This is a genomic window from Pseudarthrobacter sp. GA104, assembly GCF_009741265.1.
Lineage (GTDB): Bacteria > Actinomycetota > Actinomycetes > Actinomycetales > Micrococcaceae > Arthrobacter.
On the sequence record NZ_WOWL01000001.1, the window covers coordinates 2110909 to 2129217 of the forward strand.

11 protein-coding genes and 4 pseudogenes are annotated in these 18309 nt (G+C 62.2%); 10 read left to right on the forward strand and 5 right to left on the reverse strand.

The window, feature by feature from the left end; all coding sequences use genetic code 11:
• Positions 1-79: 79 nt before the first annotated feature.
• Together GK109_RS09620 and GK109_RS09625 are read left to right on the forward strand one after the other, a co-directional pair.
• Positions 80-943 (forward strand): annotated as a pseudogene (locus GK109_RS09620) (urocanate hydratase); the annotation flags it as partial.
• Positions 944-1682: 739 nt separating this feature from the next.
• Complete coding sequence (locus tag GK109_RS09625) at positions 1683-4700, forward strand: RHS repeat-associated core domain-containing protein (RefSeq protein WP_231754834.1); 3018 nt, start codon at positions 1683-1685, stop codon at positions 4698-4700.
• A gap of 1079 nt (positions 4701-5779) precedes the next feature.
• Here the strand turns inward: GK109_RS09625 and istB are convergent.
• The gene (istB, locus tag GK109_RS09630) at positions 5780-6595 is read right to left on the reverse strand and encodes an IS21-like element helper ATPase IstB (protein WP_157240061.1); all 816 of its coding nucleotides are present in this window, start codon (positions 6593-6595) and stop codon (positions 5780-5782) included.
• Positions 6592-8267 (reverse strand): annotated as a pseudogene (istA, locus tag GK109_RS09635) (IS21 family transposase). Before istA ends, istB begins: the two are co-directional and overlap by 4 nt.
• 146 nt (positions 8268-8413) lie before the next feature.
• Between istA and hutU the strand changes: the two are divergent.
• From hutU to GK109_RS09665, 6 genes and pseudogenes are all read left to right on the forward strand, one after another.
• Positions 8414-9253, forward strand: a pseudogene (gene hutU / locus GK109_RS09640) (urocanate hydratase); the annotation flags it as partial.
• A 667-nt stretch (positions 9254-9920) separates the two neighbouring features.
• On the forward strand, positions 9921-10214 hold the full coding sequence (locus GK109_RS09645) for a hypothetical protein (RefSeq protein WP_157240063.1): 294 nt from the start codon (positions 9921-9923) through the stop codon (positions 10212-10214).
• A gap of 43 nt (positions 10215-10257) precedes the next feature.
• Positions 10258-10836, forward strand: a complete 579-nt coding sequence (locus GK109_RS09650; protein WP_157240065.1) for a hypothetical protein — start codon at positions 10258-10260, stop codon at positions 10834-10836.
• 86 nt (positions 10837-10922) lie between these two features.
• Positions 10923-11157, forward strand: a pseudogene (locus GK109_RS22065) (thiamine pyrophosphate-binding protein); the annotation flags it as partial.
• A 50-nt stretch (positions 11158-11207) separates the two neighbouring features.
• Positions 11208-11429: a hypothetical protein gene (locus tag GK109_RS09660; RefSeq protein ID WP_197432435.1), complete on the forward strand. Its 222-nt coding sequence runs from the start codon at positions 11208-11210 to the stop codon at positions 11427-11429.
• A 151-nt stretch (positions 11430-11580) separates the two neighbouring features.
• Positions 11581-11907, forward strand: coding sequence for a hypothetical protein (locus GK109_RS09665; protein WP_157240067.1), 327 nt, complete (start codon positions 11581-11583; stop codon positions 11905-11907).
• 174 nt (positions 11908-12081) lie between these two features.
• Here GK109_RS09665 and GK109_RS09670 read toward each other — a convergent pair whose 3' ends face one another.
• Entirely contained in the window at positions 12082-13113 is a 1032-nt protein-coding gene (locus tag GK109_RS09670) for an Lrp/AsnC family transcriptional regulator (RefSeq protein WP_197432436.1), read from the reverse strand.
• A 251-nt stretch (positions 13114-13364) separates the two neighbouring features.
• Between GK109_RS09670 and GK109_RS09675 the strand changes: the two genes are divergently transcribed.
• Positions 13365-14921, forward strand: a complete 1557-nt coding sequence (locus GK109_RS09675) for an AbgT family transporter (RefSeq protein ID WP_157240071.1) — start codon at positions 13365-13367, stop codon at positions 14919-14921.
• Positions 14922-15039: 118 nt separating this feature from the next.
• Complete coding sequence (locus GK109_RS09680) at positions 15040-16338, forward strand: amidohydrolase family protein (protein WP_157242812.1); 1299 nt, start codon at positions 15040-15042, stop codon at positions 16336-16338.
• A 674-nt stretch (positions 16339-17012) separates the two neighbouring features.
• Here the strand turns inward: GK109_RS09680 and GK109_RS09685 are convergent.
• On the reverse strand, positions 17013-17171 hold the full coding sequence (locus tag GK109_RS09685) for a hypothetical protein (RefSeq protein ID WP_157240072.1): 159 nt from the start codon (positions 17169-17171) through the stop codon (positions 17013-17015).
• An 87-nt stretch (positions 17172-17258) separates the two neighbouring features.
• Positions 17259-18260, reverse strand: coding sequence for an Lrp/AsnC family transcriptional regulator (locus GK109_RS09690; RefSeq protein ID WP_157240074.1), 1002 nt, complete (start codon positions 18258-18260; stop codon positions 17259-17261).
• Positions 18261-18309: the final 49 nt, after the last annotated feature.

An 18309-nucleotide genomic window follows, 5' to 3' on the forward strand; every position in this document is an offset into this window, starting at 1 on the left:
CCGGTGAAGGCGGTTCAGTCCCCCGCGTCCAAAAACAAAAGTCACAAGTCAGTTCACTTTATTTCCTTAAGGAGCCATCATGGCACCCGCCGATTTCACCACCGGTGCCCGCCCGGTCAAAGCTGCCCGCGGCACCGTGCTCACCGCCAAGTCCTGGCAGACGGAGGCCCCGCTGCGCATGCTGATGAACAACCTGGACCCCGAAGTGGCCGAACGCCCCGATGACCTGGTGGTCTACGGCGGCACGGGCCGGGCCGTCCGGTCCTGGGCAGCGTTCGACGCCATCACCCGCACCCTGGAAACCATGGAAAAGGACGAGACCCTCCTGGTCCAGTCCGGCAAGCCCGTGGGCGTGTTCCGCACCAACGAGTGGGCCCCGCGCGTCCTGCTGGCCAACTCCAACCTGGTGGGGGACTGGGCCACTTGGCCCGAGTTCCGCCGGCTCGAGGCCGAGGGCCTGATGATGTACGGGCAGATGACGGCGGGATCGTGGATCTACATCGGCACCCAGGGCATCCTGCAGGGCACGTTCGAGACCTTCGCCGCGATCGCCCGCAAGCTCACCGGGGACGTGAACGGCACCCTCGCCGGGACCCTGACCCTGACCGGCGGCTGCGGCGGCATGGGCGGCGCACAGCCGCTGGCCGTCACTCTCAATGAGGGCGCGTGCCTGATCGTCGACGTCGACGAGACCCGCCTGCGCCGCCGCGCCGGCAAGCGCTACCTCGACGAGGTGGAAACCGACCTCGACGCCGCCATCGCCAAGGTCCTGGCGGCCAAGGAAGAGCGCCGCGGCTGGTCCGTGGGCTACGTCGGCAACGCCGCCGAAGTGTTCCCCGAAATCCTGCGCCGGCACAACGCCGGCGAGCTCACCGTCGACATCGTCACCGACCAGACCTCCGCGCACGACCCGCTGTCCTACCTGCCCGAGGACATCACCATTGAGAATGTCAATCTGAATTGAGCCCAGGTTGGCGGTAAATCGCAATCCCATCTGGACCCACGTCATAGCGGGCCGGATCGCAGCGAGGAGTGGTTCGAACGCTGCCGTCGGGGCTTTGGGCGATGGCGGGCAGCGGTTCCGACAATAGACATTGTGTCGGTCAGTGGTGCACCTTGATCCGGCGCCAGGAGTCTGGCGAATCAAGGGCTGATTTCGGAGGAACGGCGAATGGCGTATCCGGATGGTTTCTCCGGCCCTGGCGCCATCCGGTCCCCTTGTTGACAAAACTGTAGAGCACTTTACAGGGCGCCCTGTTGGGCACCATTGAGTTGCGGCATGAAGCAGCGCAGCAGCGCGGCCGGACCGCAACTATCAGCAGCTTGTTTCCGGGGATTCTTTCGGCAGGTCTTGCCGTGTCTCGGACTCTTCGCGCCGGGCGTTCGACGCTCCTTGGCTTGTCATACCGAACGTATAAGGGCAGGGCCGGCGCCGACATTTGCTGCTGGTTCGGGAAATCATTTACTCCAATCGCTTGCCTAAGCATTCCAGATGGGCTGATGATCATCCTGTGCTCACTGGGGGGCGCGAAGCGGCTCACTGGGGAGCACAAATGTTGGGGGCGCAGCATGGCTGCAGCACGGTCTTTTCTGTCCGGTCTCGTTCTCTCCGCCGTGGTTCTGACCGGGCTCGCTGTCCCGGCGGGCGGGTCATCTCGATCGACTATGGCAGCGACGGGCGGATGGCATCCATCACGGACGCCACCGGGACTACCACCGAGCTGGGATACACCAACGGCAAGCTCACCCTCGTCCGTGACGGCATGGGAACGCGGAACGAATTCGCCTACGACGCCAACGGCAAAGCCGCCAAGATCATTTACGCATCTGCAGCAGCTGGTCTAACCGGCACCGCTACCTGGGATTGGACAGGCACCTCGGCCAAAGCCGCCGGCGCTTGGCGGACAGCTCTCAAACCCGCCGGCACACCCCTGATTGCCCGCCGCAGCTCCAGCACCGCAGCCACCGACACCGCAACGACCACGGTCTCCATCCCGGCCCCGACCGGCAGGACGGCCGGCGATGTGCTGATCGCGTCCTTTACCGCTGACAGGAACCCCACGGCTGCGGTCCCGGCCGGGTGGACCGCGATCGTCGACGCCCTGGGCATCAACAGCTCCAGCACCACCGGCGCCCGCGTCTTCGCCTACTACCGGATAGTCGGTTCCACCGACCCCGCGAACTACACCTGGACGTTGAGTACGGCGGTTAAGTGGGCCGGCGGGATCAGCGCCTACACCGGGGTGAATACCACCACGCCGTTGGACAGCACCGTCGCGACCGCCGTGGATGCCACCTATGCGGCGACCAGCATCACCGTCGCCAGCATCACCACCGCCACCGACGCGGCCCTGCTGATCGGTGGCCTCGGATTCGACAGCTCCAACCCCGCCACCAACCCGCCCACGGGCTGGACCGAGCGGTTCGAAACGACCGGCGGCCAGGTCGCCGAACAGGCCGACCGGATCCAGGACCCGGCCCTGTCCACCACCCACACCCTGACCGCCGTCGATGCGACCACCTCCACCCTGGCCGACACCGCCGGCCGGGTCACGACATACAAGTTCAACGCATCCCGCCAGATCACCACCATCACCGACCCGCTCGGCAACGTAACCACCGACACGTACGACGCCCACGACAACCGGCTCAGCCGACTCGATGACCTGGGCAACCTTTCCACCGCGACCTACAACCCGAACAACACACTCAGCACCATCACCTCCGCGGCCGGGGCGAGTGGCGGGACCGGCAAACAGGTCACCTACACCTACCCCACCCCCACCGCGGGTGAGGACTGGCTGGAGTTCCAGCCCATCTCCTCCACCGACAGCGAAGGCCAAGTCACCAACTACACCTACGACAGCGTGCTTGGCCTGCCCTACCAGACCATCACCCCAGGAGGGGCGTCCGGGGCAGGGACGAAGGTCAACCACTACCAGGGCGACGCCGCGGGCACCACCTGCGGGGGCGGCCGCGGCCAGCTCTGCAAAACCATCGACGGGAAAGGCAACACCACCACCATCACCTACGACGCCGCCCGTAACCCCGCCACCATCACCCCGCCCGCCCCGCTCGGTGCCACCACAAGGACGTTCGATGCCGCCGGCCGGGTCGCAACCAAAACGGACGGGAAGAACCAGACCGCCGCCTACTCCTACGACGGCAACGACCGGCTCACCCAGACCCGCTTCGGCGTATCGTGCGTCCCGGCGACCTGCGTGACCTACAGCTACGACGCCAACGGCAACCTGAAGACCCGTGTCGACGGTTCCGGGACCACGAGCTACGCCTATGACGTCCAGAACCGGCCCACCGCCAAAACCACCGGCGGGGTGACCACGTCCCTGGCCTACGACCAGGAATCCAACGTCACCAGCTTCACCGACACCACCGGCACCGTGGGCTACCGCTACGACAACGCCAACCGTCTCACCGCCCTGGCCGAGCCCGGCGGCTCCTGCCCCGCGACCCCGACCTTCCCCAACAGCACCAAATGCACCGGCTTCACCTATGACGACAACAACCGCCGCACGGTCACCTCCTACCCCAATGGCGTGAAAAACTCCACCGTCTACGACAACGCCGGCAGGGTCACGTCCATCACGGCGACCAACACCAGCAACGCGGTGCTGGCCAAACGCGCCTACACCTACACCACCTGGGGAACCGCCCCCGTCCGCGACGGCACCCTGCGGAAAACCATGACCACCGAAACCGGAGCCGTCACCACCTACGCCTACGACGCGGTGAAGCGGCTGACCTCAGCCGTCACCGGCGCAGTCACCGAATCCTGGACCTATGACCTCAACGGCAACCGTCTCACCGCCGCCAAAACCGGGACCGGCACCATCTATTCCGCCTACAACGCCGCGGACCAGCTCTGCTGGTACGGCAGCAGCGCCGGGAACTGCTCGACCCCGCCGTCCGGGGCCACCAATTACTCCTGGGACGCCAACGGCAACTTCACCGGCGGAGGCTCCGCCTCGAACCTGACGTACAACGAATTCGACCAATTCACCTCCGGAACCAACGGCACCACCACTACGAACTACACCTACGCCGGAACCCGCAACGACGAGCGCCTGACCGCCGGGTCAGCCTCGTTCCTTAATGGCTCTCTTGGCATCACGCAGCTGACCAGGACTGGCGGGACAACCTCGTTTATCCGCGATCCCGGGGGTAACCTCATCAGTATGCGCGACGCTTCCGGGGCCAGCTTCTACTACACCACCGACGCGCTCGGCTCCGTCATCCTGCTCACCGACAGCGCCCAAGCCAAAGCCGCCACCTACAGCTACGATTCCTGGGGAGACGACGCCGGAACCACCGGAACCAAAGCAGCCACCAACCCCTGGACCTATGCCGGCGGCTACAACGACACCACCAGCAACCGCATCAAATTCGGCGCCCGCTACTACCACCCCGCCCGCGGCCGCTTCACCCAACCCGACCCCTCGGGACAAGAAGCCAACCGCTACGCCTACGTCAACTGCAACCCCATCAATGCAACAGACCCAAGTGGACTCGATAGCTTCACAGACGACGGCGGTTGGGGTTGCGTAGCCTCCTGGACAGGGACCGTATTCGCTACGGGAGCGCTTATCGCTGCTCCGTTTACCGGAGGTTCGACGCTTCTGCTCTTCGCTGCCGTTTCATACGGCGTCTCCGTCTGGGGAACATCGCTATCGTGCTATTGAAAGGAAGCTAAATGAAGGGCTGGACTCTAGCGTTTTCTCTTCTAGGAGTCATTAGCATCATCACTTTCGCCGTAACTGATATCACGCCTGTTCGGGTCTTGAATGTGGTTCTTCTCGTAATCTGTATCGCCGCGGTCGTATGGCTGCAGCGGACGAAAAAAAACACGTGAGGGACTCACGGCGCAACGCACTTCATCGGAGCAATCTGCATCTACATAGCCGTGTCAATCGTTATTCTGATGGTGCAGCATCGGAGAAGAAAGCAGAACGCAGAATAGTTAGATGATGCGCTGCCGGACGGTTCACAGTCCTTCATGACCAGGTTCTTCGATATCTCTGAGAGCACTGCGGTTGTAGAAAAAGTCCGACGATATGCCTTCCACACAGCTCCTGGCATGGCATATCCTTTCGACATTCAGGTGCAACCGGAGACAACTCACAACTTCACAGGAACCAGCACAGTCACCTCGGTAGCTACTGCCACTTATGGCGCCGGAGCGTACAGTCAGATTGATTTTGGATCAGCCAATATCGACGCGCCCTCCTCAGACCCGAACGGACACGTCTACATGGATCGAAAAGGTTGCGTCGTCATCGACTACAAACTGCCCTCCGGTTGGACAACGGGCTGCTGATGGTGATGCCAACGAAACTTCAGGTATTGGAAACAATTGGCATCGGATTAATGCTACTTGCGCTTTATCTCGCGGCGATTTTTGTAGTGATGCTCCTTTCGTTGGCAACCGGATCAGAACCAATTTCAACGCTGCCCATAACGGCTATAGGGGCACTGGTAGCAGCAGCTGTTTCATTGGCTCTCCGTGGATATACCAAGCGGCTTCGGAACAGTTCGTGACAGACTCATAAATCCCGAGCTATTTGAAGAGGGTGGCGTTGCCACTACTCAAGGTAAAGTGCTGAGCAATTCAGCAGAGGCGCTCGGCTGGCACTTCCCAGCCGAGCGTCTCTGTGTACGGATAGGCACTGGAGTCAGAGCCATCAAGACTTCGACACATGTCTCACCCCGTTTGTGCTTTGAGATCACTTTTTGGCTTGATCGTATTAAACGGGACCCACCTCTAGCTGGCGGTTTGATGGTTTCTTGTGTGGGCGAGGCGGTAGGAGTCGGTGCCGGTCTCGATGATGGTGCCTTTAAAAGTGAGGCGGTCCACGATGGCGGCGCAGAGGCGGGGGTCGGTGAAGGTTTTGGTCCAGCCGGAGAATGATTCGTTGGTTGCGATGGCCACGGATGCTTTTTCTTCTCGTTCGGTGAGGACTTGGAAGAGGAGCTCGGCGCCGCGTTTGTCCAGTTCCATATAGCCAAGCTCGTCGATGCAGAGTAAATCCACGCGCCCGTAGCGGGCGATGGTTTTGGCGAGCATTTTCTCGTCTTCTGCTTCGACGAGTTCGTTCACGAGCCGGGTGGCCAGGATGTATCTGACGCGGAAGCCTTTCTCAGCGGCCGCCGTGCCGAGTCCGATGAGCAGATGTGATTTCCCGGTCCCGGAATCGCCGATCAGACACAGGGGCTGGCCTTTGCGGATCCAGTCCCCGGTGGCCAGGGTATTGATCGTTGCCTGGTTGATGTTCGGGTTCGCGTCGTAGTCGAAGTCCCCAAGCCATTTGTCCCGGGGGAAGTTCGCTGATTTCACCCTGCGGAGGGAGGAGCGCCGGTCCCGGTCATCACACTCGGCCAACAGGATCTCGGCCAGGAACCCTTGGTAAGAGAGTTGCTCTTTTCCGGCGACGGTCAGGGCTTCGTCCAGGACTGCGCGGATCGTGGGCAGACGCAGCCGGCGGCAGGCCTGATCCACGGCCGCGACCGCGGCCTGTTCGGTCAGGCCGCGACGGCGCCGGAGGGTCTGGGAAACAACAACGGGCGCGGTGGGACTCATGAAACCTGCTCCTTAGACGGCGGGGTGGAGGATGACTGGGCACGGAATTTGAGTAAGTCGTCGTAGCCGGCCACCGAGGGCAGCGGGCGTTTGTCCGGCGGGAGACCTGCAATCACCGCTGCAGGGTCCGCCAGGCGGCGCTGGGTGAGACTGACAACGCGGTGCTCGAGAACATTCTCATTTGCGCCGGGATGGCAATCGGGCCGGACCCACCCTGTGTTGCTTTCGGATGCTACACGCCTGGCTTCCACCGCGACGACGTCTGCGCTCACGGCACCGATACGAAGCGCCGCGTTGATCCCTTCGATGACGTCACCCGCGTCCATGCTCCGGTGGAGCAGTAGAACATCGATAAGTTCTCGGGTGGCCTCAGCATCACCATCGGTTTTCCTGGCCGCAGCCCAGAAAGCGTCATGGGCGGGGGTGAATGCCCCGGATTCGCGGGCCTGCGCCAGGGCCGTGGACCCGGGCAAGGCGCCCGGCTTTATCCTGAGTGCTTCAAGATAGTGGTCCAGCTGCACGCACTGCCCGCCGCGGGCCACGGTCCGTGGATGTTTGGCGATCAGGGTTCCGCCATCGAAGATCCTTACCTCGGTCGCGCGCAGGGACACTCTGACTTTTCGGTTGATGAACCGCACCGGAACGGAATACTTCGCCGAGCGGACCGTCACCAGGGATGATCGGTCCACCCGTGGTGTCAGGATCAGGCCCGGGTCGAAGTCCTCGACCGGCAACGGTGCCAGCAATGGGTGCTCAACAGCGAAGTCCTGCCCGACCGTTCGGAGCCGCTGGGAAATCCGGCGGCGGTCCTCAGCCTCGTCCCAGACCCGGATCCGGTCGTTGAGCTCCACTAAGCTATCCACGGCCGGGACGGGGGTCAGGAAGTTCCGGCGAAACCGTCCCACTTCTCCTTCGACCCCGCCCTTCTCATGGGCCCCTTCGATGCCCGGGATGCAAAAAATGAGTCGAACCCATAGTGGGATTTGAACAGCACCCATCGCTCGTTCTCCACGCGCTGCCGGCCGCCACCGTAGATGACCTTCGTGACCGCGGACGTGAGGTTGTCGTACCGGATGTGCTTCGTGGGGACCCCGCCCAAAGCATTGAACGCTTCGATATGGCCTTCCAGGAATGCCTCCTGTGCGCATGTAGGGTACACGCGGTGGACAGCCTTGCCCGAGTGGGAAAGCCGATAAGCGAACATGTAACAACGTGTGCGGACGCCGGCGACGTCCACCCACACATCACCGAAATCGACCTCAGCCTCCGCGCCAGGGGCATGTTCCTGAGGCACGAAGACTTCCACCGGGGCCCGGCCGGCCTCGATGGCAATCTGGGCCCTGCGGGCCTTCACATACTGGCGTACCGTCGAATACGAAATCACCGCCTGATGCTCATCGACCAGACGGTCAAAGATCCTTTGAGCGGTATGGCGCTGCTTCCTTGGAGCATCAAGATCAGCCGTAAGCATCTGATCGATCACAGCCCTGATCCTGTCCAGTTTCGGTGCCGTGCGGACGGGAATTCTGCGGGCCGGCGGCTCAGCAGCTGCGAGGGCTTGCCGGACAGTCCTTCGGGAAACATGATGCTCCCTGGCAAGCGTGCGGATCGACCATCCCTTGACGCGTGCGTCTCGCCGGATCCTTGCAAAAAGCTCCACCCTCAACCCCATCACTGCCTTCCACCATTGGAAAAACAACCCTGATGAAATCAACGGTGGGGTGGGCTCAGTTCAAACTGCGATTCCTCGACCGGCGAGCCGCAAGTGGGCTCAATTCAAACTGCAGAAGTGGTCTCCATTCAAGCTGCCATAATCACACCATTGAGGAATGGCACCGCGAAGCCGAAGCTGACCCGGAAGGCTTCACCAAGAAAGCCCAGGCCTCGATGGCCAAGCACGTCCAGGCCATGGTCGAGTTCCAGGACGCCGGCGCCGAGGTCTTCGACTACGGCAACTCCATCCGCGACGAAGCCCGCAAGGGCGGGTACACCCGCGCCTTCGAATTCCCCGGCTTCGTCCCGGCCTACATCCGCCCGCTGTTCTGCGAGGGCCTCGGCCCGTTCCGCTGGGTTGCCCTGTCCGGCGACCCCGAAGACATCCGCGTCACGGACGAAGCCATCAAGGAACTGTTCCCGGAGAACAAGCACCTGCACCGCTGGATCGACGCCGCCCAGGAACGCGTCGAGTTCGAAGGCCTGCCGGCCCGCATCTGCTGGCTCGGCTACGGCGACCGCGCCAAGGCCGGCCTGCTCTTCAACCAGCTCGTGAAGGACGGCAAGGTCAAGGCCCCCATCGTCATCGGCCGCGACCACCTCGACTCCGGCTCCGTCGCCTCGCCGTACCGCGAAACCGAGTCCATGGCCGACGGTTCCGACGCGATCGCTGACTGGCCGCTGCTCAACGCCCTGCTCAACACCGCTTCCGGCGCCACCTGGGTCTCAATCCACCACGGCGGAGGGGTAGGCATCGGCCGCTCCATCCACGCCGGCCAGGTCTCCGTCGCCGACGGCACCGACCTCGCCGCGCAGAAGCTCGAACGCCTCCTCACCAACGACCCCGGCATGGGCGTCATCCGCCACGCCGACGCCGGGTACGACCGCGCCCTCAAAGTCGCCAATGAACGCGGCGTCCGCATCCCCATGAATGAAAGCAGGTAAGGGATGAAGGACCGGGATTTTCCGGGCTCGCCTTACGAAGCCTTGTTTGCATCATCGGGAACAGATGAGAAAGCAACCCCGAGCAATCCGGGAAGGCGGACAGGATGGTACCGAGCGCCCGCCAAGGAGCAACAATTGAACGGTCGGAGTCAGACCATGATGCGGTATCGAGGCCAGGGTGAAGAAACGCATTCTTTACGAGCAGAACCCGAAGTGAACTTTACTGAAGCCCCGGAGCGAGGACCGGGGAGCACTGCCCGATGGAGGGATGGCGGGCTCATGTCGGCCGGACAGCTGCCTGGCAAGGCATCGCGAAGGGCAGCGTCATGCAGACGGACAACAGCACATGTGTGAGTTGATGCTGGTCGCAAGCGAATCCAGGCACCCTCGGCCCAAGGACGGCCATTCTTTCCCAGGAGATTCCATTGGCAGCTTCTAGCCCACCAGTCATTCAGCGCGCTGGACGAAACCCGCAGCTTCCCCCGGGGGATAAACCCTGGCAAGCCCCCCCCCCGCATCGACAATCCCGAGACCGGATTCCGTCCTTCCGGCCGCCCCGCCTTATTGTGACGACGGCTGCCATTACTGCGAGGGACCGGAGACCGACTAGCCCCCAGTAGAAGCGCCCGACAACGGTGTGCTTAGCCTCTCAACAGAAAGAACCGCCATGAAATCCTACCGATGCGATGACTGGGGCCGCTTTGTGGGCGCTGAAGTCGAGATCCGCAGGCGCGGCCGGTTAGTGCGGGCCGGAGTCGTTGATGCCGTCGCCGCCGACGTCGCAATGCTGTGGCTGGCGGCGGACGGCGCAGAAAGCCGAAGGATCTTCGAAGCAGCAGAAGGATTCGAAGTGTGGGCTGATTCCCACGACCTGCCGGACAGGCGCCGTCCCGCGGCGATCAGCCAACAGGCGACAATGCCGGCGCCTGAGGCTGCGAGGACCAAATGTCCAAGCAGATGATGACGAGCAACAGCACAAGCCACTGCCGCCGGGTTGCCACGACATGACTTACACCTACAGGAGCAAAGCAGGTTCCGAGCAACGGGCGGTGCGCGACAGGCAGAAACTCCACCAAGGACTCATCATCCAGGGCCAAGGCCTAGTAGCCCGCATCTCCAGCAGACTTAACAGTTTGCGAGGCGAGCTGGACTCTGGAATTGCACAAGCGATTTGGGACGATGTGCCGGTGCACGTAGTCGCTTGCGCAGCAGGTGTAACCCCCGCCAAAGCAAGATCCCTCGCGTTGGCCTGGGAAGAACTCCCCCACTCCCGCGTCACGGCCAAAGCCCACGTTCAAAGCCTCAGCGCCGTTAGCCAGCAGGCCAACAAACTCGAGGCCGCACGAGGGGAATTACAAAAGCAACAGGAACAGCTCATCGTCAGAGCGCTTGAAACGGGACTGCTCGACCCAGCACAGCTGGCGGCGGCTTCAGGCCTCACCCTCGAACAGATCAGCATCCTGGCCCGCGCAACACGCCACAACAAGCCTCTCTCGCGACCCGCCCCGGGTCCTGAAAATTTGGCGCATGCGGTCCTCACACAGAACCTCATGGAAAACCTAGGAGACGAGAAGAACCAGTGACAACGACCTCAGCTTCTCCCGAGGCACCGCAACACAGCCCTTCCGCGTTGGATTCGACCGCGTCAGCAGATCCCCGTGCCAAAGCGGTGAGGGCCGGTGCAGGTGAGCTTCCCGCTTCTCAGCTGACCAAATCCGCAGGACACGTCATCGTCGATTCGCTCGTTGCCCATGGCGTCACGCGCGCTTACGTCGTTCCCGGTGAGCTTCCTCGACGTCCTCGACGGGCTCCACGATTCCCCCATAGACACAGTCGTGTGCAGGCATGAGGGCGGTGCCCCGGCATCACCAAACGCTACGCGGAGCTCTCCCCCACACCCAGGGTCGCCGAAAGCCCAGTCCATTTCGAATGCAAATACCTCTCCACGCACCGAATGACGGGAAACTCGAACGTCGGTACGATCGACATCGTCTTCGCCCAAGTCGAACGGATCCACATCAACGTCGAGGTCCTCACCCTCGACGGCCGACTCGACATCCAGAAAATCCAGCCCCTGGCCCGGATGGGGTACCACGACTACACGGAGACCTTCGAGATGAAGATCCCCCAGGCGTCCGACGACGAAGCTTACGGCCTCGCAAGCCAGCCCGCCTGACACCCCCCAAATCCCCCGTAGCCTCTGCTCGCCCCCCCTGGGCAGGGGCTACGGGCCACCGGGCCAGGCTGAGGAAACTTCAGGGCGGGCAGGAAACGAAATAGAAGCAAATGCGACCGTATATGCCGGTCGACCCAACAGAGGAGGACGTGTGTCCCACAATTCGCCTTTATCGTTAGCCAGTGCTGCCGTTCCGATGATGGGCGGCGACCATTTACCGAGCCAGCCGCTTCCTCTCTCCCTTGAAGTCATCACTATTGAGGAGCCCTGGAGCAGGGACGAAAAGCTCAACCGTGCCGTGAACGCACTCATACCCGCTGCTTTGGAACGCAATCAGGGAATCCTTGTCATCCAACGCAATCACGGCAAGTACACCGTCCGCGTCGATCAAGAAGTGCCATGTGGCGTGACCCACGAATCCATCCAACCCGGCAAAGCTGAACCGCTGAACAAGATACGCACACGCCTTTCTGAATGAGCTACACCTCAACCTGACGTCCTTCCTTATGCTCACGCATGTCAGCTTTACGGAAGGCTCCTTATCGGCAGTCGAAAATAGTCGGGGTAGGCCCGAAGTGGACGTCCTTGGCCTGTCGATGATGGATGTGTCAGCCGACGGTGCGACAGCTGGCCAGTATTCTCGCTTTCATGGTTAGTAGGCCATGGGGACTATCTGGCCAAACGTTCCGTCTTCGTCGAGTCTTACGCCGTTGTATTTGAACGTGCGGAGCACTATGCGGCGGTCCTCGATCGTAAGGCCGTCAACGGACTGGAGGAGCTGCCGTTCAACCTGGAGCAGGTCCATCGGGTTGTTTAGCCAGACGACCATGTGGATGTTGTTGGCCCCGGTGACAGATGACATCAGGCGCAGGGCCGGTACCCGGTCGTGGAGCCCTTCACCCAGAGTCGGGACCCGGTCCGGCTGTATTGAGCCCCATAGGATGGCGCTGTAGCTGCGTCCTGATCCTCGTCGGGTGACGTCGCAGCGCACGGTGATGTATTTTCCGCCGACCAGGCGGGCCACGCGCCGTGCGGCTGCGACTGGGGATATGCCGGCGACTGCGGCGAGTTCGCGAAGACTGGCGCGGCCATCAACACCCAGTGCACGCATCAGCGCCTGGTTGGTGGTATCCATCCTTAATGCGGCTCCTTCGCCGGCATTAAATGCTTGCTTATGCAGTTGGGACAGGCTGCGCAGCTTCGCTGCCGGCAGTGCGTGGAAGTGCCACCGGCCGGCGTCGAGGATCTGGCTGGTGACGGAACGCACTGAGTAGTGCAGCACCCCGTCAAGGTTGCCGATGGTAGTGAGCAGGAAAGTGGAGAGGCTGTGCTCTGCCGCAGCGACCGTCAGCAAAAGATGTGCCGGGCCGGCGATGAACTGGATGGACATGAGCCGCTGATCCGGAATGAGTTTCTCGACCACGTCCAGAACGCGGTTGTTCTGGCAGGTCAGTTCGACGAACGCCACGTCCATTACGCGCAGAAGTTCCGGACCGGGTGTGATCGAGACACGGGCGAGCCCAGCATCGGTCAACCGCGCCCATCGTCGCGAAAGCGTAGTGGGGTGAACGCCCAGGACCTCGGCCAGGTCCTCCCATGGGGCACGCGGTGCCACCTGGAGGGCGTTGACCAACTCGATGTCCCGTTCCGCCAAGGGAGAACTATCCTGCACTATTTCTTCCATGGGACTATTTTCCTGCATTTTGGGACGCATTTTTTCATAGACCGTAGAGTTTTTCTTCGTCCATATGACCCACGCCACATCGGAGAACCAATGGCACCCCCATCTTCATTCAAGAAAGTCAGAAAAGCCGCGCTGACTGCCAGTTTCGGCTCACGGGCCGTCGGCGAGCACCAGAGGTTAGCGGCAGTGATGGACCGGGCCGGCAAGGTAGCCCTTTGCTTCCCGCCCGCCGGGGCAGCATCGTGATTACTATGCAGACTCCCACCGAGCCGCGCCGCAAACTAGGGGCCCGGATTATCGACGGTGTAGAACGCGCTGGAAACAAGCTGCCTGAGCCTTTCGCCTTGTTCCTCTACTTGCTGCTGGGAGTCGGCATCGTCTCAACGGTAGCGTCATGGTTCGGCGTAGCCACAGAGGTTCCCGGCAGCGGCAAGTTGACCCCTGTCAAGGGACTGTTCACCGGTGAGGGCATCGCCTGGCTGATGACCACAGCGGTCGATAACTTTATCTCCTTTCCCCCTCTCGGTGTCGTGGTCACCCTGCTGCTTGCCGTCGGCGTAGCCGAACGCACGGGCCTGCTGCTCACGCTCGTGAAGTCGACTCTGGGCCGGGCACCGCGTTGGGCCCTGCCGTACGTGATCGCGCTCGTGGCGTTGTGCGCACACATCATGTCTGACGCCTCGATCCTGGTAATTCCGCCGATCGCGGCGCTGGTGTTCAAGGCTGCAGGACGCAACCCGGTGGCCGGACTGCTGGGATCCTACGCGATCGGCATCGCAGCATTCAGCTGCACGCCTTTCGTCACTTCGACCGACGCCTTACTGGCTGGTATCTCGAACGCGGCGGCCGTACCAGTCGCCGGGATGGTCCTTCCCGTGACGGCGGTGTCCAACCTGGCTCTGAACGTGGTGCTATCGGTCGTTCTGACCGTGGCCGGCGGCCTTGTCATTGACAAGATCCTTGAGCCGCGTTTGAACCGGATGGGCGTCGGTACCGGCAAGGCGGCCGAGCACGAAAGTGATGCCGCGGCATCCGCAGCAGTCACCGCACAGGAACGCAGCGCCCTGCGCTGGGCCGGGCTGGCGCTGGTGCTCGTAGTCGCCGGCGTGCTGGCACTGACCCTGCCCGAAGGCTCCCCGCTGCGCAACGAGCAAGGCGGCTTCCTGCCGAAATCCCCTCTGCTGAGTTCAGTCATCTTCCTTGTGTTCACCGTCCTGATCGTTCCCTCAATCGTGTATGGGGCCCGGTTGCGCAAGATCACCGGCGTCCAATCCGTGGTTGAGATGATGGGTCAGTCCGTCAAAGACGCCGTTTCCTTCATCGTTGTGGCCTTCGTCATGGCTCAGTTCCTGGCCCTGTTTACCTGGAGCGGTCTGGCTTCCTGGGTCGCGGTCAACGGGGCCCGCACTCTGCAGGACGTCAACTTCACCGGCTTCGGTGCCGTGATCGCATTTATTGTGGTCGTCTCGTTGCTGAACCTGCTCATCGCGTCCGGTTCCTCGCTGTGGACCCTCATCGCCGCTGTATTCATTCCGATGTTCGCCCTGATCGGCTACGAAGCCGGATTTATCCAAGCCGCCTTCCGCGTCGGCGACTCCGCCACCCAGGCCCTCACGCCACTAAACCCCTACCTCGTCATCATCCTCGCCTTCCTCCGAAAATATGAGCCCGACGCCGGCATCGGTTCGATCATCGCCCGGATGCTCCCCTTCACCATCGTGTTCTGGATCCTCTGGGTACTCGTGCTCAGCGCATTCTTCTTCACCGGCACCGGAACGGGGCCGGGCATGGGGGTCCTGGTCCGCTGATCCTCAGAAACGAACGGGCACGGCCCGGCATGTTGCAACTTCATGCTGGGACAGAAAACTCCGCCCCTGACGCCAAGAACACCAACCCCCTAACTATGCGACGTAAGGCAGTACTGTGATGCACGAAGCACGGCTTCCCTTGACCCCCTCTCCCACCGGCGCCGTCCTGAGGCTCACGGGAGCCCGACTCATCGACGGCACCGGCGCAGCACCTGTCGATGACGCAGAAGTCATTATTGACGGTGATCGCATCCTCTATGCCGGCCCACCGGTTGACACCGATGACCATGCTGAAGCAACGACCGTGGACCTCAAAGGAAAAACGCTCCTGCCGGGGTTCATCGATACTCACGTGCACCTGTCGCTATCGTTGGAAACACCCCCGGCACAGCGCGCCGCACGGTTCGAGTCCGAAAACGTCCTGGCCGCCGCAGGGATCATCCACGACACCCTTATGGCCGGCATCACCACGGCCAGGGACCTCGGCGGTCTCGACGCCGGCTACCGCAGAGCGATAGAGGGCGGTGCCATCCTCGGCCCGCGACTTCATTTGGCTGTTGCTGCGCTCTCCCCCACCGGGGGACACGCCGACACGTGCATGCCCAACGGTGCAAGGAGCATGTCACTCGCGGCCTTGATGACTGTAGATTCGGACGACGAAATGCGCCATGCCGTTCGGACACTGATTCGCTCCGAGGCTGATGTCATCAAGATCTGCACCACAGGCGGCGTATCAAGCCCTTCGGACACGCCCCACGATCTTGGCGTTCCTGAACACCAAGTCCGGCTAATAAAGAACGAGACAGCCCGCCGCAGCGGCCAGCCTGTCGCGGCACATGCCCAGGGCGCCGCCGGCATTCTCGAAGCTCTGCGTGGAGGGGTGACGAGCATCGAACACGGATATGAGATCGATGATGAAGGTATCGCGCTCATGCACGAGCAGGAAGCTTTCCTTGTCCCGACCCTAAGCTCCGCACTGCGCGTCCCCGACCCCGCGAACGTCCCGGCGTACCTGTACGAGAAAAAGGTGCTGTGGTCCCGCATCGCCCGCGAACATCTCGGCAAGGCTCTCAAAGCGGGTGTGAAGGTTGCCATGGGCACAGACGCTGGCGTTTGTCCCCACGGTGAGAACTTGAAAGAGCTCGCGTACATGGTCGAACTGGGCCTGTCCCCCATGGAAGCCATCGTCGCAGCCACCAAGAACGCGGCTGAACTGATGAGATTGGACGACCACCTTGGCACCCTGCAGGCCGGCAAACTCGCCGACCTGGTCATAACGGATATCGATCCCCTGACGGACATCGCCCTGATGTCGGACCCGTCCAACATTGGAGCCATCATCCAAGGCGGACGATGCGTAAAGGACCTCAAAGGCTGGCTCCCACTGGCCGCGGCCTCTACGTGCAACGCCTCCTGAAACCAAGGGAACCACATCAAAGGACTGGACAGGCTCTCATGAAAGTTTTCACAGACCGCCGCCATGGCTCGACGACCACCGCAGCGACCGGACACCTTGCGCCCAGCAGTGGCTGGTGGCGACCAGACGACTGTCCGATGCCCTTCCGCTACATTCAGCGTGGGGAAATCATGCCAGCCCTCGACGGCTCGCAGACGATCTGGACGTTATTTTATGAACTTGACCCTTCTCAGAAGGTCCTCCGGAGAAGGCGCCCTCAGAACTGAGGCCCGGCTCGTTCACTTCACCGGCTGATCTCTGTAACTCGTCCAAGAACAAGAAGGCTATGAAACGCAGAACGCTTGTGCGCAACAAGAACTACAGTCGACGCGTCGGATCTCCGGAGCCAACCCGGCAGGCCGAGACCAAGATGCAGCAGTCAACGGAAGGTAGAGGGCATCCCGACCAGGGGAACCCGGATCGGCGATCGAGCGAACTGTTCATAACACTGCAGGCGTCAAACCCGACTTCTTAAAAGGCTGGCTCAACCGCTAACCGCACCATCGACGGACTACTGAGAATGCCCGGTGCCGCTCCCCCATCAGAACGGGACGGATAGTGCTGACGCTGTCTGCACTACGTTGCTCGAGTACTGCCCTCCCCGCACTGCCCCCGGGACCATAAGATGGGCCGCGCTAGTTGACGAAAGGGGTGAAGAGCAGCATCCGGCCGATCACGGAGCCAATGCCAGCGTCTGATTCGTACTTGCGCAGGTAGCCGAGCAACCTCACTTTCGCGGGGCGCCGATATCGACTGATACGACTTCTTGCGGGCTCATCGAGGGCGGTCAGCATGCTGGACCTCCTTGCACCACTTCCTTGGCATAGGCCCACGCCGAGTTTACTCACCCAGAAGCCGGAACCGTTTTCGGCGAGCCGCGCTTAGCCGGCAGTGGTGCCGACAATCACTTCGCCGGTTGCGGTGGAGTCCTCGTTCAGCATCCATCCTGTGCGCTTGTGGGTACGGACCCCGACATCGGACTCGATGACCTGTACTCCTGGCGCCGCCTTCTGGAGCCCGGTTTCCACGTCGACAATGGCGCCAGGGGTCCGCAGCCAAAGATAGAACGTCAGGTTGGCATCTCCCGTGGTAGCGGCGCACAGCCGCAGAGTCCGGTGGGACTGCAGATAGCTGACCGCAGCCTCCAGCTGCGAGGGCGGAACGCGCACATACCACTGACATCCGATGGGGTAGCCCGAGTAATCCTGGGCGAGTTCGCAGCGCAATGCCACCAGGCCCGTTTCCAGGGCCTGGCGCAGGTGCCGGGCCACGGTCGTCGGATGGGTACCGGTTGCAGCTGCGATCTCGGTTGCCGAGGCCCGTCCGTTCCCGGCCAGCACAGTCATCAGCTGGGGCAGTGTCGGAGGCGTGGCTCCGGGAGGACGCACCACGCCAGAATGTAAGGCAGCAATGCGGCGCTGCTGCTCGGGGGACAGGACATCCAGGCGCCAGTTGTTTCCGGCCGAGTAAAGCCTGGTCGCCAGGGTCACTTGGCTGCGCAGAATGTCCGGATTGGTGCGCACCAGGGGCAGCACGTCCCTGGTCACCTGCTCCCAGCTGCGCGCCAGGACGGTCAATCGCAGGTCCCAGGCCCGGGCCGCTTCCTCGATGGTTCCGATCTCAGGGACCGCGCATACGCGTTCCAGTACCTTCTTCCGGTGCCCGGGGCGGCATTGGAGGCCGACGAAGGTGACGCACCCCTGGCCTTCGGCGGTTCCGATATGGCAGGTGACCCAGGCCTGGCCGTTCGAGCGCAGTCGCTCCCATCGCGCGGCCAGGGTTGGGGGATGCCGGCCCAGCACGGATCCGAGCTGGGCCCAGGTGGCGCGTGGAGAGAGCTGGAGTGCGTGAATCAGTTCGAGGTCCTCGGCGGGTAGCTCCATACAGGATCCTTCGGTTTAGTGGCACAGTCATGCAATTTTCTCACTTTAT

Coding starts and splice junctions, on each gene's coding strand:
- GK109_RS09625 (WP_231754834.1), top strand. CDS start 1,683: ATGGCATCCATCACGGACGCCACCGGGACTACCACCGAGCTGGGATAC.
- istB (WP_157240061.1), bottom strand. CDS start 6,595: ATGAGTCCCACCGCGCCCGTTGTTGTTTCCCAGACCCTCCGGCGCCGT.
- GK109_RS09645 (WP_157240063.1), top strand. CDS start 9,921: ATGAAATCCTACCGATGCGATGACTGGGGCCGCTTTGTGGGCGCTGAA.
- GK109_RS09650 (WP_157240065.1), top strand. CDS start 10,258: ATGACTTACACCTACAGGAGCAAAGCAGGTTCCGAGCAACGGGCGGTG.
- GK109_RS09660 (WP_197432435.1), top strand. CDS start 11,208: ATGACGGGAAACTCGAACGTCGGTACGATCGACATCGTCTTCGCCCAA.
- GK109_RS09670 (WP_197432436.1), bottom strand. CDS start 13,113: ATGGAAGAAATAGTGCAGGATAGTTCTCCCTTGGCGGAACGGGACATC.
- GK109_RS09675 (WP_157240071.1), top strand. CDS start 13,365: ATGCAGACTCCCACCGAGCCGCGCCGCAAACTAGGGGCCCGGATTATC.
- GK109_RS09680 (WP_157242812.1), top strand. CDS start 15,040: ATGCACGAAGCACGGCTTCCCTTGACCCCCTCTCCCACCGGCGCCGTC.
- GK109_RS09685 (WP_157240072.1), bottom strand. CDS start 17,171: ATGCTGACCGCCCTCGATGAGCCCGCAAGAAGTCGTATCAGTCGATAT.
- GK109_RS09690 (WP_157240074.1), bottom strand. CDS start 18,260: ATGGAGCTACCCGCCGAGGACCTCGAACTGATTCACGCACTCCAGCTC.